This is a genomic window from Paenibacillus sp. J22P15, from assembly GCF_056269345.1.
This window is the reverse complement of the sequence record NZ_JBWDNT010000004.1, coordinates 1-13,914: the sequence shown is the minus strand read 5'-3', so window position 1 is coordinate 13,914 and position 13,914 is coordinate 1. Positions and strand designations below refer to the sequence as shown.

Here is a 13,914-nt window from a genome sequence, read left to right as displayed (position 1 = left end):
TAATGGAACCCTCCTCTTCAGCTAAACTAAACCAGACTGTGTAGGCTGCAGCTTCGATATTTCTCTCATCGGCTCTTTCAATCGATCGTATATGCTTAAATAGAGCGGAAGCAATCCTTGATACACGCTATGATTAGTCTCATTCGGTTCATAGAGGCTGCCCTCCGTTTCTTTCCACCGCAGCAGCGGACCGCTGCAACCCTCCATCGCATACAAACCAAGCTGTGCTGCTCCAAGACCTGAGCTTTCTACTGATTCTGGAACGCGGACAGGCACGCCAAGCATGTCTGCCATCATTTGGCACCATAATGTGGAGCGAGCAAAACCGCCCGACGCTCGAACTTCATTAATCATTCCACCGGCTTGTTCCATTAAGGAAACGATAGCCGTAATTTGGAACAGAACACCTTCCAGCGCAGCGCGAAGCATATCCGTCTCACTATGCGCTAGCGTCAAGCCGAACATAACTCCTTTAGCTTGAGCATCCCAGAAGGGAGCACGTTCTCCCGATAGGAGGGGGAGAAAGAGAAGGCCATTCGATCCTGGAGGCACGGAAGCTGCTAGAGGAATGACCTCGTCTAAATGTTTTCCTGGGTAAAGTCGATCTGAAATCCATTTCGCTACAATAGCACCATTATTAGAAGGTCCGCCTACAATCCAATGATCACTCGTCAACGCGTAGCAGAAGAGTCTTCCATCTGGATCTAAGGTTGGACGATTAACAGCCGTTCGAACAGCACCACTCGTGCCAATCGTTACTGCAACCACTCCTTCTTCTACTGCACCGATACCTAGGTTGGCAAGCACACCATCTTGCGCTCCGAGGATGAATGGCGTATCGAGACTTAGTCCCATCCGTTCTGCCGCTTCACTCTTCAGGCCTTCAATGCTTTCCGTAGTCGGGACTAACCGAGGCAGCTGCTCTTCACGAACACCTGCTAGAATCAATGCTTCGCTGTCCCATGTCAATGATTCCAAATTGAACATTCCAGTAGCGCTTGCGAGCGAGTAATCCGTAACCATTATTCCGAATAGCTTATTGAAAATATAATCTTTAATACCGACAAAATATTGTGCTGATTGGAATAGTTCCGGTCGTTCTTCTCTCATCCATATCAACTTTACGAGCGGCGACATTGGATGAATGGGAGTACCCGTTCGCAAATAGATAGGCAGCCCTGTGCCATCCTGCAGCAAACGCTCGGCCTGCAGCGCACTGCGCTGATCCGCCCAAGTAATACTTGGAGTAAGCGGCAGACCATTCTCATCTAGTAGAATAAGGCTGTGATTGGCTGAACTAAATGTCACACATAAAATATCAGTCGCTTTGTATCCGCCTTTGCTCATGACATAAGCGACTCCATCTACTACAGCCTCATAAATGACATCTGGATCTTGCTCAGCAAAACCGGGATAAGGCGTATGAAGCGGATATTCAATGGAATGGCTTCTATGAATATTTCCAGACGGATCAACAACCAGCGTCTTCGTGCTCGTCGTTCCGATATCTACGGCTAATATTAGCTTTGTATCCACACTCATTTGGCTAAAAATCCTTCCTCGTCGAACGTCCACTCGTAAGGACCGTCCAAAATCTCAATTCGCGGATTATTTCTTGCTTCTTCTAACAAAGATTCAGAGATTTCAATCGTGCCAAGATGAAGCGTATCGCGAATGCGAAGCAATCTGCATGTTGAATAGTCGAGAATATTACACGTTTTGATCCCGGCTTTTATGGCATCACGATCATTGGCAAGCGTTGTCGCCTGCTTAGTTGGCGCACAAACCGTAGATGTCAGCCCATTCGCATACGTACTTGGCCAATCTGTCTTGCCCACTAAACGACTTGTCGTGAAATCCGCTGTCCCTACTCCATTTGCATTGCCCTGAGACTCTGGCGTCAAATCGAGGACGACCATCTTGTTTACTTCAGGTCCCCCGTGTGCATACGGCGTTGGGTATCTGCCAGTAATATTGGGATCGGCTCCATCACCGCTAATATTTTTGCCGATATAATCAATTACGAGCACATCCAGTTCAGAGAATAGAATTTGCGGGAGACGGCTCTTCGCTTCTACGAGCAGCTCCTTCTCTCTTTCCTCCATAATATCGGTTCCAAGAACCTCGATGCGACAAATTTGATCGTAAGCATTCTCAACAATCGCCACGCCAAAGCGGATCGGAAGCTTGTCGATCATTACCCGTGCCATAGCCGGTACATTCTCCGCCATATATTTAAAGCCGAGCTGATGACAAGCCTCAGCTCCCTTTTGCTTGCCAAGACCAATCGAAATCATCTTGAACATGCCGCTTTCAATTGTCCCGCGAAAAGCTGTGTGCGGTTTAATTCGATTAATTACGATAATAGCATCCGCTTCTGTAGCTGCGATCTTGTCACAATAGACCGGCAAGCCATTCGGCAGCGAATCCAGAAGCACAACCTCCATCGAAGACCGAACCGGGCAATCCATACGTTCCTCATCGATGCCAAGATGGGCAAGCACTTCCGTCTGCCCTTCCGCTGTCGCTCCTCCATGGCTTCCCATACAAGGAACAATAAAGGGCTCTGCCCCTATCCTCTTCAGCTCGTCGATTACGGTTTTCGTAAGCTCATCAATTCGAGAAATGCCTCGGCTTCCAACAGCTACCGCAACCTTCTGGCCTGCTGTAATTTCTGACATCGATTTGTCTGCACGCAGGCTGTTAATGAGCTGCCCCATCGGATCCTCAAGAACCGTATCATCAAATGTTTGACGAATCCGAACCATCTTTGGTATCGGTGTGTTCTCAACTAGTTTTGTCAGTATATCGGTCATATCGTCATCGCTCCAAATCCACCATCAACTCTTAAAAAAGTACCTGTAACGAATGAAGAAGCTTTTGGCGAAGCCAAGTACACGACAGCGCCCTTCAGCTCATCCGGATTTCCGAAACGATTCATCGGAGTATGCTGCATAATAGATGCCACGCGTTCCGTTGACAGAATTTTTTTGTTCTGCTCAGCTGGGAAGAAGCCTGGGATAATCGCGTTAACCCTAACTTGGTTTGGAGCAAATTCCCTTGCCAAAAACTGAGTAATGCTATTCACGCCCGCCTTCGATGCCGAGTATGTAAATACGCGGGAAAGAGGTGGATCAGAGGAAACTGAAGATATATTAATAATGGAACCGCCGGTTCCCTGTTCAATCATTCTTTTACCAAAAACCTGGCATGCCAGCACGACACTTTTCAAGTTAACGTCCATAATTCTATCCCATTCTTCCATTTCCAAATCAAAGAATGGTGTTGGACTATTCGTACCAGAGGCGTTGATTAGCGTATCCACTTTACCTCCCCACAGCAACACTTGATCCAATACAGATTCTAGTTCATCTTTCTTTGTAGCATCCGCTTGGAAGGAAATCGCCGTACCGCCGCCGCTATTAATTTGATCACATACCAATTTAGCTTTCTCCATATCACGGCCAACGATAGCTACCTTGGATCCCGCTTCGGCTAATGCAGAGGCCATCGCGCTGCCTAAAACACCATTTCCTCCGATAACAACAGATACGGTATCTTGTAAGTTAAACATTAGAAAACCACCTTATAATCAAATTAACAACGTTGTTATTTTTATAATATCGTAATATCATTATACTGTCCACATCATTTATACCGCTTTCATTTGTGAAAAAATTATACTATGATATGATGTATTCCTTATGTTAATACTCGTAAATGTTCCTTTCGGAGGGAAACCATGGTAACGATCAAAGATGTTGCAGAACGAGCAGGTGTAAGCTTCTCCACCGTCTCGAAGGCGCTTAGAGACAGCCCGCTCGTACAAAATAAAACGAAACAGCATATCCTTTCTATCGCAAAAGAAATGGGCTATCAACCCAATATAGCAGCTCGAAGTCTTGTCTCTAGAAAAAGCGGGGCGATTGGCATCGTATGGCCATCCATCGAGCGCACTGCCCTCTCTTCTCTTCTTACTAGGCTTAACGAGGAAATCGAGAAGTATGGCTATATCACTTTACTATCCATTAGCAATATCGAATCGGCGATTGACACCTTCCGCCGCTACCAAGTCGATGCGATACTCGCTTTTGGAGATCGGGACAGTATTCCCAGCATCGAGGATACCAATCCTTTGAAAATACCGATCCTTACATACGGAGCTGCTGGCTATACATCATATTCCGCAGTTGACGTTAACCGCGGACAAGCCATTCGTCTAGCTGTGCGTCATTTGGTAAGCTTGGGCCATAAAGAAATTGCCTATATAGGGGAGCCCCAGTCGTATGATCCTTTGCAGGCTGTGAAGATTGCAGCATTTAAGGAGGAAATCGAGGGCCATGGTCTTCAATTCAAAGAAGATTCCGTTCTGCATATGCATGGCTTAGAATTTCATGACGGTTATGCGGCGGCCCGTACGATGCTGGATAAACCGTGTCGCCCAACCGCTGTCATTAGCGGCGGTATCGATTTGACTCGAGGTATCCTTCGAGCTGTCACTGAGCAAGGTCTGTCTGTACCGCAAAATATATCGGTGGTGAGCTACGATAACCTGCCTCAAATGGATAAGCTGGAAATTCCAATGACTGTAGTAGGCGTTGCAATCTCTTCGATAACGTCTGTTATTGCCAAAACCATTCTTGAGCTTATCGAAGCTCCTAATGTAATTAAAACCGTTCACTTAGAGCCCGAACTTGTTATACGTGCTTCCACGTCTAAACCATCATAAAATAACAATATATTCGTACGGTTAGGAGGGGAGTTATTTTGCCATCTGCAAAAAAATACGCCGGTAGAAGAGTTCTATTCTCTCTGCCGGCGTATTCATTTGCTCCAACTAACTACATCTAAAATCATAGCTTTACCTGATTGTTCACGATTGCTTTCTTATGAATCTTCAGTGAATCACGGTATTCTACCTTATTGATTTCACAATTTTCACCGATGATTACATGCTCACCCCTAACGATATCGGCTTTTGTGTTCTGAAGCTCAATACTGTCCCCTTCGATCAGACCAGCCTTGAATATATCCCCTTCCTTCAATTTCATCAGATTCAACACTGTTCCCACTTTGCTGATGTTGATTCTAATCTTGCTGCCTCCGACCTCTTTGGCCCAGCTTGGTCCATATAATTTTAGGTCCAGATTGTCTGAGCTCAGTAATCCATCGACCTGAACTGTACCCGATAACTTTAGTTCTTCCGCTTCACAATCACCTTTTACATCCACATTTCCAGTGAATCTAAGACGATCAACTCTGAGCCCTTCCGTCGTCTTCATTTCACCGCTCCCTCGCAACGAAAGTCCGTCAAAACTCCCTTTAACGGCACAAGAACCTGTAATATGGATATCTTTCACTCGGAGACTTCCAGCAACCTTGGTGTCCCCAGTCAATCGCAACCTTTCGCAATGCAAATCACCGTTAAATTGACACTCTCCTGTTATATTCACATTTTTATAAAATCCGCCCGCTGATGTTGTCGTGCCTAATATTTTCAAATCATTACGGCTTAGCTCAGTCACTGACCTTCTCCTCCTTCATAACGGCTACACCGGGACATACGGTTAGTGTTGTGCGATATTCAATACTTCCGATTGAACAGCCTTTACCGATGATGACAATATTGCCTCTAACAATGTCCGCAGTCGTATATTCAAGATCAATATAATCACCCTCAATGATTCCAACATGAAGCTGAGGATTTAGTTTCGGAATTATTCCGCCTAATAACTTACTCCAAACCCCTTTCCCCGCTTGTCGGATGACTATGCTTTCTACTCCAATCTCACTTGCTTTCCCTTGACCATAGAGATTAATGTCTACTTTGCCTGCACTTAACAATCCGCCTATCGTGAAGCCGCCGTTGCCAGTAAAATTTTCAAGCTCACAATCGCCCTTAATAGTCATCATTCCGTTTAAAATACAGCTATCGCCACTTAGTGCTTCTCCGATAGTTAGCATGCCATCCGCTTTCATTTTTCGAAAGTGTAGATTGCCCCTCACATTTATCGTACCATTACACTCCATTTCCTCTGCCGTAACATCCCCTTTCAGCTGTATATGCCCGTTCCCTTTAAAACTACGTGCTACAATTGAGCCATTGACTTTGCCAACACCATCTATTGTAACGTTATCGTAGGTTCCTCCTGAGGCGCCGCTAACCCCGTTTATTTTCAAATCCGACAATTGATATTTCTCCATAACCATTCCCTCCATTAAGAAAGCTTGCCTTTTAATTGTTCGATCAAATCTCCAAGACTTAGTTTGGCTATAAGACGGACACCTTCATCGAATATTAAGTCTGTTGGTGAAAGCGCAAGAACAAAGGAAGTGACCCCCATTTTTCGAACAAAAAATAAATCCCAGCTCTTCCCCTCAAATCTCTTGGCCTTCTCATTCAAAGTTTGAAAGAGCAGGTCAGCTTCCTCCAGACTCAATTCTCCTCGACTTAGGAGGTAGTCAATCGTAAACAAATGAACAAGCTGATCGAAGGTATATTCTTTTTCTACACCTGACAATTCGCCGAACCTCTTCAAGGTCACTGACGAAACAATGTTACGACCTTCTGCTTCTTCAGCTGTGAGCGTGGTTCGATTAATAGCTGACATATCAGATAACTTGCCCGCTAGGTCATCTAATGAAAGATCATCCTTCATATTAATAATGTTATGGATACGTGCTAGTATCGTTTGTTTAGGGAAAAAGGTTTCTTGCCCAGTAAAGGTTGATTTACGAATAAACCATTCCTCCGGAATAAGCTTCTTTCGCTTCCAACGATACAATTGTCCATACGAAATACCGGTTAAATCGAGTAGCTCCTTCTTTGAAATTAAATCTTGATCCACTACAATCACCTCTTGAAAATATCGTAACATAACACTGTTACGTTGTAAATGAGAATGTCTTAAGCTAAATGTAACTAAATAAAAAAAACGCAACCCTTAGCAGGTTGCGTGATTTTCCATATGCATTTTAGTCCAAGCCATGCTCACTGCGGATGTTGTACAAACCTTGAATCAACAGCTCACTTGGATCCCGGTTTAATTGCAAATGTGTCAAAAGCATCTGCAAAGGAATAGCACATACATTATTGCCGTTTACAATCGCTGGAAATCCGGCTTCAAATACCGGGCCGTGGTCTTCATTCCATGCTAGACCCGCATGTATCTTATCCAGAGGAAACTCTTCAGTTATAGCTTGTATACATTGCGGAACAAGTATTTTATCAATTATCGTTTTAGCCTCTTCTTCGCTTGAAGCTGGCTTAGGAAGAGCTTTCCCTCCCTCAGTCTCCATAAGATCAACGAAGAAGGAAGCCATCCATACGTCAGGCTCATTGCCTGATTGGAATCTTGCGATTAACTCGCGTAGGAAGAAACCACAAGAATATACACTTTCCGATTCATCTTTCACATGGAATACAAAAACCGGACCGTAATCTTTGAGATTCAACACTTGTGCTTCAACGTCGGTAAAGTGCATTCTTAAAGATACAAGGCCATTATGGTGAACAGCTTTAATCAGCTCCGCCCAATTTTCTTGTGTCATTTCGTTACTGTTTGTTTCCTCGTTAGTTGTCTCATTGTTTGTTGTCTCATTGTTTGTTGTCATAGTCCCACTCGTCTCCTATCATACCATCATCTTGTGAAGCAGGCTTTTTTTACGTGCATAGCACACGGCAAGCTGTCTGCAACTCTACTATAGATAAACCACAACTGGTTACATATATTATAGGCATGAGTCCGTCAGACTAGCAATCACCATACTATAGCAAATTTGAAAAAATTCGCATAGTTATCTTTTCGGTAGAAGCAGCAGAAAGAGGGCTGAACGAATTTGGGCCAACGAGTGCGAATTTCATTTTGACAAGGTATGATAACTAAAAGCGATCATATCGTCCTAGTTATACCGCTTTTTCCGTTGATACGTGGAAAACACAACTCCGCCTACAATGAACAACGACCCTAAAATCTCTACTCCAGAAATCGGTTTGTATAGTAATATTAATCCCATAATCATGGCTACAAATGGCTCCAAATTAGATAAAATGGATGCCTTCGAAGCATCAACATGTCGGATATTGTTATTCCATATAAGCGTAGCTATACCATGTACAACTACGGCTGTTCCGATTAACAATGCCCAATCAGAAATATCAGTACTTATTCGTATAGTAGTGTCTAGTGTAAAAGCAAATGGAATGGACACAATAAATCCTACAATATTCGAATATAAAGTAATCGTGAGCGCATCGACTCTTCGCGAGAGTACCCGAGTCATAACAATCATAACCGCGAATGTTATCATCGTTACAACAATCCACAATAAGCCCTTATCCAGATGTACAGCAGATAAACTGCCTTTCGCTACAACAAAATAAATGCCTAATATGGCAACAATGGATCCTAACAACATACGTACAGTTAATTTTTCTTTCAAAAAAATAGCTGCTAAAAAGCCCGTTAAAATAGGAGTCGTTGCTAAAATTAACGCAGATGTCGTCGGATCGGCGGTTTGTAAACCGGCAAAAAAGGACCATTGATTTATAAACACACCAATAACACCTAGCAATATAATTGAAAGTATATCTGTTTTATTCACTGGTTTGAACTGTTTTTTATAAGATGTTAAGCCAACTAAAAAGATTACAATAAATAAAAGTCTTAGCGATGTTAGCAGGGATGGAGAGAAATCTTGAACTAAAATCTTTCCAAATACAAAATTACTTCCCCATACCACTACACATAAGGTGAGCCAGATATAAGCTTTTAGCATTAATAATTACCCTCTCTTACTTTGAAGTGTTTGAAATGTCTATTGTGCTGAGGGAGGACAACCATCCAGTATGCTATTATAGCTTCATTCCATCTTACATGCAAAAAGGAGAGCGGACTGAACCCCGAGGTTCGCTCCATCACACTACAAAAAACCATGACCTCTTGCGGTCATGGTTTTCCGAGTTATGACACTAACTTAAATGGATGCACACTGGTGACATACATTGTCTAAAATCATTATTTTAGCGAAGAAACTCCGCAACATTATGGTTGCCTTGTTTGACTGCCAGGGATAACGCGGTATCGCCCTCTGCAGTCTTAGCATTTACATCGGCTCCATGCTCAATTAATAAACGAATAATGTCTATATTATCATCATGAAACGCTGCAGTATGTAAACAGGTGTGACCATTACTGTCGAGTATTTGGGTATCGGCCTTGTGAGTCAGCAGCATTTGGATAACTTCCATACTTCTTTCCCCTGCGATCGCCGCATGTAACGCTGTATTAGACGGAATGAAGGAAATTTTGGAATGAGATACCGCATTTATGCCGGCACCATGGTCTAACAAAGTCTGCACCACTTCTTTATTTCCAAAATGCGCTGCGAACCCGAGAGGCGTAAGTCCATCGTTATTTTCCATATTGGCAAGGTTAGATTCAGACTCCAACAAGGTATTTAACCGCGAAACATCACCTGCTTGTATAGCCTGAAATACATCGACAATCGTTTGAGTGGCATCCATTGGTTTGGCCTCCATTTAAACTGGTTTGTTTTCATAATATTACCAAACCTTAACAGACTTCTACAATCCTTTTCGAGTTTTCTTTCTAAACTATTCCGGGTATTCACACTAGAACAATCCCGAAGCAAATAAGAACAGCCGGCACCTTCGCTTTATCCAATCATTTTTGGTAGAATCGAAGTGTTATTTGAGATACTCATATCCAATTAATCGTTATGTGAAGGGGTTTAATTATGCCTTATCAAACCTATAGAAGAGTGAACGCGCTTCTCAATCAACATATATCAGAAATTATAAATGATCAGGTTTCATTTCGTATACATTATTGGGGATTTATGCCGGAACATTATAACAATTCTGTTCATCGGCATTCATTCTTTGAAGTGTGTTATGTGCTGCAAGGAAGTGGCAGCTACCAGGATGACGGAACTGTATACCCGCTAGAGGATGGAACCTTGTTTTGCTCAAGACCCGGCATATGGCATCAAATTCGCAGCCAGGAAGGGCTTGTATTGTTTTTTGTCGCCTTTGAAGTCGATGAGAAACGAACAGCTGAAGCCTATAGCCGTAATTTCCGAAGTATGATCCATCATGGTAAAATCGTAGCCGATCCTTTAGACGCCAGCATCTCTGCCCAAATATGGCAAGCCATCTTCAGCCTAGGTGAAAGCAAGAAGCCCGCTTCCAAAGATATGTTCAAACATCTCAGTCTGTCTTTGCTTCTGTCTTTCCTGCAGGGACTGTCGCCAGATCTGGATCAAGACCTTGAATCCTTAGAGGAAGATACAGAAGAACACCGCCAGCTTACGCGGGCCAAGCTATATATTGAGGACAATTTGTCTTCCGCCTTGACTGTCGAACATATCGCTCAAGAGCTGAGTATTTCCACACGTCATTTATCGAGAATCTTCCATTCTCAATTAGGGCAAACGCTCGTGCATTACATCCAAGAACGAAGAGTGCAAAAAGCAAAAGAGAAGCTGCTTAACAGTGACCTCGCCATTAAAGAAATTGCTAGGCTTACCGGCTTTGAATCCGTTCATTATTTTACCCGTGTGTTCACTAAAAAGTTAGGTGTAGCCCCTGCTAGATTTCGGAAATCTCAATTTGCGGATGGCAGACAGAATGTACAAAAAAATTGACCTCACCTCACTCTAATTCAGTGTATCTTCAATGTATCTTTAGATAAATGTCCGATTTGTACAAAAAATAGTGTTATGTTTCTAAATAATTAAACTTTGAAACTACTTACAATGAGGATAATCAACTTCTAGGAGAGTGAAATAACATGTTCGAGAAAAGACCTGTCAATCCTATTCGTTTTCAACATCATATTCAGCCAGGTACGGATGCACCGTTTGCTCAATCAGGTTTGCAACAAGGATTTGAAGCCATTACTGCTCCGCTTATTCGTTTAGCCGAAGCGAATGAAACTAATCTGATCCGCGTTGCCTTTGATGGAACTCATGGTGCTCATTTTCAACCTGTTCTTCAAAAAACGATTGAGACGCTTGAAAAAAAAGGCTGCCGTGTAGTCATCCTAGGTACGAATAGTTTTGTAAAAACGAGCGAGGAACTGCGGAAGCAGTTTAATGATAATATTACAGACAACCGTGCATTCGGGTATTTTGTAGATGGAACGATCGAAGATTATTTTAAACAAGGTGCTGCGCTGGCTGCTTCTAAATATATCGATGATGCAGTTTCAACTGAACAACAATCTGATTTACCGACATTCGTCATTACCTTTGGCCCGGGTGCTTACTGGCTTGGCGGCGGACAATACGATATTACGTATTTCCTTGACGTCTCTCGTGAATATCAGCAGGTTGAACATAAGCAGCATCTGCTTAATTTCGGTTTTAATTGGAATCGTGATGATGTGGAGAAATATAAAATATCCCTTTTCGTGGAATGGCCGATTCTCGAAACGTACCGTAAGCAAACGTTAGAGCAGATCCATTATTATATTGATATGAACCAACCGAAATTACCAGTGCTGACAACTACCCACGCGCTGCGTCAAATGATTACTGAAATCGCCAAATCACCAATGCGTGTCAAACCGTTTTTTGCACCCGGCATTTGGGGAGGACAATTCCTTAAAGAATTCGCAGATTTGCCGAAGGACTGGGTCAATTGTGCGTGGGGTTTCGAGCCAATAGCGCCTGAAAACTCAATTCTGATCGAATATGCAGGCAGCCAAATTGAGCTCCCATTCCTTACAGTGATGCATTATGAACACCCGAATATTTTGGGCGATCGACTTGTCAGCCTGTTCGGCGATTATTTTCCAATTCGCTTCGATTATCTCGATACGATTGACGGCGATAACTTATCTTGTCAGGTGCATCCGAAACAAGAATACATCCGTGAACATTTCAACGAGTTTATGGCGCAGCAGGAATCCTATTATATTATGGAGAAAAAAGGCGATTCCAAAGTTTACTTGGGCTTAACTGATCAATGCACGAAAGAAAGCTTTTACGAAGCCGTTCAAACTGCTCAAGAAACAGGCGTCCCCCTTGAATTAACGGATTATGTGAACTGTTATGAAGCAAATAAAGGCGACTTGTATCTCATTCCGACAGGGACCGTGCATACATCTGGTAAAGATAATTTAGTGCTCGAAATCTCATCTACTACTTGGTGGTTTACATTTAAAATTTATGATTTTCTTCGTAAAGGCTTGGATGGCAAACCGAGACCGATTAACATCGATCATGCCTTTGACAATATTGATTTCCATAAGACGACAGATTGGGTGCAAGAAAATCTTATTCCAGAACCAGCACTCCTTCACGCACAAGGTGAAAATGAGGAATATGTGTTAGGCCAACGTGATGATTTGCTGTTCTATGTGCATCGAGTACACTTAAAAGATACTTGGAATGACAATACCAACGGCGAAATGGTCATGTACAACTTGGTTGAAGGTGAACAAGTACGGATCGTTTCATGTGCGGATGAATCGATTTACGTGGAATTTAGATACGCTGAGTCTTATATTCTTCCAGCTATTTTCGGTGAGTACAAAATTGTTAACCTGACTGAAACACCATGCAAATTAATTAAAGCAGGCGTATCCAAAACTTGGGATGTGAGTCTCCTTGAAGGTTAATACCGTCATTGCATTAGATGTAGGCGGAACGTTCATAAAGACCTGCATTGTGGAGAATGGCATTCCAATGGCTGCAAGCCGCAAGCAATTCCCTGCCCTTGCAGATCAGGATGCCAATACAATCTTCGAGCAATTTATGACTATTTTCAAGGAACAATACGAGTTCTATTATTCACAATTAACGGGAAATGATACAGCGAACCAATGGCATATCGGAATTGCCTTCCCGGGCCCTTTCGATTATGAGCAAGGCATTTGTTATATCCAAGGACTGAGCAAATTCGAGGCCATTTACGGAGTGAATTTAAAAAAAGAATTTTACGAGCGCTTTGAAAAAACTACCGAAAAATGGGCCGAGCAGCTGTTCAACGCCGAAATCCGTTTTGAGAATGATGCCCGATTATTTGCATTAGGATTAAGTGTACAATTTCCACAAGATCGCTTTATTTCATTAACGCTAGGTACTGGACTCGGTTCTGCTTTTATTGATCAGTCACAAATTATCGTTGACGGTTCAGGTGTCCCTGCGAATGGTTGGTTATACAATCAGGTATATCGAGGCGGGATGATTGATGATGCTTTTTCTCGCAGAGGCATATTACAACTTGCTCAGGAGCTAGGAGCCCTCTCTCCTAATATGGATGTGAAGGAGCTTGCTGAAGCAGCTAGACTGGGCAGCATGCGTTGCAGAGAGGTTTTTGATGTATTTGGTACTCGTCTCGGAGAAATGCTGGTCCCTTATATTTCAGCTTATGAACCGAACATCATCATCTTAGGGGGACAGATTTCCAAGAGTTATGATCTATTCGGTCCAGCCCTGAGGCAGCACTTAGTATCACATCAAGTACAAATTCACACGTCGGAAGACTTACTGGAAAACACATTCATAGGTATTTCGCGTATGTTCGAACAAAGAGCAGTTCAGGGTTAATCTGAACTGCACCCCGTCAAGTAGACAGTACAAATAATAAAAATCAGTTAAGCGGCCTTGTTCCTAAATTCCATCGGACTAAGGCCGTTTAATTTTGCTTGTAATCGTTCGTTATTGTAAAAATGGATGTAGTTCTCGACGTCCTTCTTGAGATCCTGAAAGGTTTCGTACTTGTGTAAATAGTACTTCTCACATTTCAGAGTCCCCCAGAAGGATTCCATTGGGCCGTTATCGATGCATCGACCAACTCGAGACATGCTTTGAATCAGCTCATTTTTGTCCAAGAGCTTTTTGAAGTCCAACGATGTGTATTGAAATCCACGATCACTGTGAAGC

14 protein-coding genes are annotated in these 13,914 nt (G+C 42.9%); 4 read left to right on the top strand and 10 right to left on the bottom strand.

Annotated elements, in window-relative coordinates:
- Positions 1-21 precede the first annotated feature (21 nt).
- Genes AC0YN6_RS11070 through AC0YN6_RS11060 form a run of 3 tightly spaced genes read right to left on the bottom strand, consistent with a single transcriptional unit; the run spans position 22 to position 3,574 of the window.
- Complete coding sequence (locus tag AC0YN6_RS11070; RefSeq protein ID WP_475746883.1) at positions 22-1,542, bottom strand: gluconokinase; 1,521 nt, start codon at positions 1,540-1,542, stop codon at positions 22-24.
- Positions 1,539-2,816, bottom strand: a complete 1,278-nt coding sequence (locus AC0YN6_RS11065) for a nickel pincer cofactor-dependent isomerase, group 22 (RefSeq protein WP_475746882.1) — start codon at positions 2,814-2,816, stop codon at positions 1,539-1,541. Before AC0YN6_RS11065 ends, AC0YN6_RS11070 begins: the two co-directional genes overlap by 4 nt.
- A complete protein-coding gene (locus tag AC0YN6_RS11060; RefSeq protein ID WP_475746881.1) occupies positions 2,813-3,574 on the bottom strand; it encodes an SDR family oxidoreductase in 762 nt (253 codons plus the stop codon). The genes AC0YN6_RS11065 and AC0YN6_RS11060 overlap by 4 nt, the downstream gene beginning before the upstream one ends.
- Before the next feature lie 168 nt (positions 3,575-3,742).
- Here AC0YN6_RS11060 and AC0YN6_RS11055 point away from each other — a divergent pair, with 168 nt between their 5' ends.
- The gene (locus tag AC0YN6_RS11055; RefSeq protein WP_475746880.1) at positions 3,743-4,729 is read left to right on the top strand and encodes a LacI family DNA-binding transcriptional regulator; all 987 of its coding nucleotides are present in this window, start codon (positions 3,743-3,745) and stop codon (positions 4,727-4,729) included.
- A gap of 124 nt (positions 4,730-4,853) precedes the next feature.
- Here AC0YN6_RS11055 and AC0YN6_RS11050 read toward each other — a convergent pair whose 3' ends face one another.
- The 6 genes from AC0YN6_RS11050 to AC0YN6_RS11025 all read right to left on the bottom strand — a co-directional run bounded on the left by AC0YN6_RS11050 (position 4,854) and on the right by AC0YN6_RS11025 (position 9,526).
- Entirely contained in the window at positions 4,854-5,525 is a 672-nt protein-coding gene (locus AC0YN6_RS11050) for a hypothetical protein (protein ID WP_475746879.1), read from the bottom strand.
- A complete protein-coding gene (locus tag AC0YN6_RS11045) occupies positions 5,518-6,204 on the bottom strand; it encodes a hypothetical protein (protein WP_475746878.1) in 687 nt (228 codons plus the stop codon). The genes AC0YN6_RS11050 and AC0YN6_RS11045 overlap by 8 nt, the downstream gene beginning before the upstream one ends.
- 14 nt (positions 6,205-6,218) lie before the next feature.
- Positions 6,219-6,848, bottom strand: coding sequence for a YhbD family protein (locus tag AC0YN6_RS11040; RefSeq protein ID WP_475746877.1), 630 nt, complete (start codon positions 6,846-6,848; stop codon positions 6,219-6,221).
- A gap of 127 nt (positions 6,849-6,975) precedes the next feature.
- A complete protein-coding gene (locus AC0YN6_RS11035; RefSeq protein WP_475746876.1) occupies positions 6,976-7,614 on the bottom strand; it encodes a hypothetical protein in 639 nt (212 codons plus the stop codon).
- A 288-nt stretch (positions 7,615-7,902) separates the two neighbouring features.
- On the bottom strand, positions 7,903-8,778 hold the full coding sequence (locus AC0YN6_RS11030) for a DMT family transporter (protein ID WP_475746875.1): 876 nt from the start codon (positions 8,776-8,778) through the stop codon (positions 7,903-7,905).
- Positions 8,779-9,022: 244 nt separating this feature from the next.
- Positions 9,023-9,526 carry an ankyrin repeat domain-containing protein gene (locus AC0YN6_RS11025; RefSeq protein WP_475746874.1) on the bottom strand — a complete coding sequence of 168 codons (504 nt, stop codon included), beginning with the start codon at positions 9,524-9,526 and terminating at the stop codon, positions 9,023-9,025.
- A 233-nt stretch (positions 9,527-9,759) separates the two neighbouring features.
- Between AC0YN6_RS11025 and AC0YN6_RS11020 the strand changes: the two genes are divergently transcribed.
- The 3 genes from AC0YN6_RS11020 to AC0YN6_RS11010 all read left to right on the top strand — a co-directional run bounded on the left by AC0YN6_RS11020 (position 9,760) and on the right by AC0YN6_RS11010 (position 13,578).
- Positions 9,760-10,668: a helix-turn-helix domain-containing protein gene (locus AC0YN6_RS11020; protein ID WP_475746873.1), complete on the top strand. Its 909-nt coding sequence runs from the start codon at positions 9,760-9,762 to the stop codon at positions 10,666-10,668.
- Between the two features lie 146 nt (positions 10,669-10,814).
- Positions 10,815-12,647: a class I mannose-6-phosphate isomerase gene (locus AC0YN6_RS11015; protein ID WP_475746872.1), complete on the top strand. Its 1,833-nt coding sequence runs from the start codon at positions 10,815-10,817 to the stop codon at positions 12,645-12,647.
- Positions 12,637-13,578, top strand: coding sequence for an ROK family protein (locus tag AC0YN6_RS11010; RefSeq protein WP_475746871.1), 942 nt, complete (start codon positions 12,637-12,639; stop codon positions 13,576-13,578). Before AC0YN6_RS11015 ends, AC0YN6_RS11010 begins: the two co-directional genes overlap by 11 nt.
- 47 nt (positions 13,579-13,625) lie before the next feature.
- Here AC0YN6_RS11010 and AC0YN6_RS11005 read toward each other — a convergent pair.
- Positions 13,626-13,914 (bottom strand): transposase (locus AC0YN6_RS11005; RefSeq protein WP_475746870.1); only part of this gene is annotated, 289 nt, incomplete at its 5' end.

Excerpts from the sequence above, each read along its gene's own strand:
- AC0YN6_RS11070 (WP_475746883.1), bottom strand. The coding sequence starts at position 1,542 with ATGAGTGTGGATACAAAGCTAATATTAGCCGTAGATATCGGAACGACG.
- AC0YN6_RS11065 (WP_475746882.1), bottom strand. The coding sequence starts at position 2,816 with ATGACCGATATACTGACAAAACTAGTTGAGAACACACCGATACCAAAG.
- AC0YN6_RS11060 (WP_475746881.1), bottom strand. The coding sequence starts at position 3,574 with ATGTTTAACTTACAAGATACCGTATCTGTTGTTATCGGAGGAAATGGT.
- AC0YN6_RS11055 (WP_475746880.1), top strand. The coding sequence starts at position 3,743 with ATGGTAACGATCAAAGATGTTGCAGAACGAGCAGGTGTAAGCTTCTCC.
- AC0YN6_RS11045 (WP_475746878.1), bottom strand. The coding sequence starts at position 6,204 with ATGGAGAAATATCAATTGTCGGATTTGAAAATAAACGGGGTTAGCGGC.
- AC0YN6_RS11035 (WP_475746876.1), bottom strand. The coding sequence starts at position 7,614 with ATGACAACAAACAATGAGACAACAAACAATGAGACAACTAACGAGGAA.
- AC0YN6_RS11030 (WP_475746875.1), bottom strand. The coding sequence starts at position 8,778 with ATGCTAAAAGCTTATATCTGGCTCACCTTATGTGTAGTGGTATGGGGA.
- AC0YN6_RS11025 (WP_475746874.1), bottom strand. The coding sequence starts at position 9,526 with ATGGATGCCACTCAAACGATTGTCGATGTATTTCAGGCTATACAAGCA.
- AC0YN6_RS11020 (WP_475746873.1), top strand. The coding sequence starts at position 9,760 with ATGCCTTATCAAACCTATAGAAGAGTGAACGCGCTTCTCAATCAACAT.
- AC0YN6_RS11015 (WP_475746872.1), top strand. The coding sequence starts at position 10,815 with ATGTTCGAGAAAAGACCTGTCAATCCTATTCGTTTTCAACATCATATT.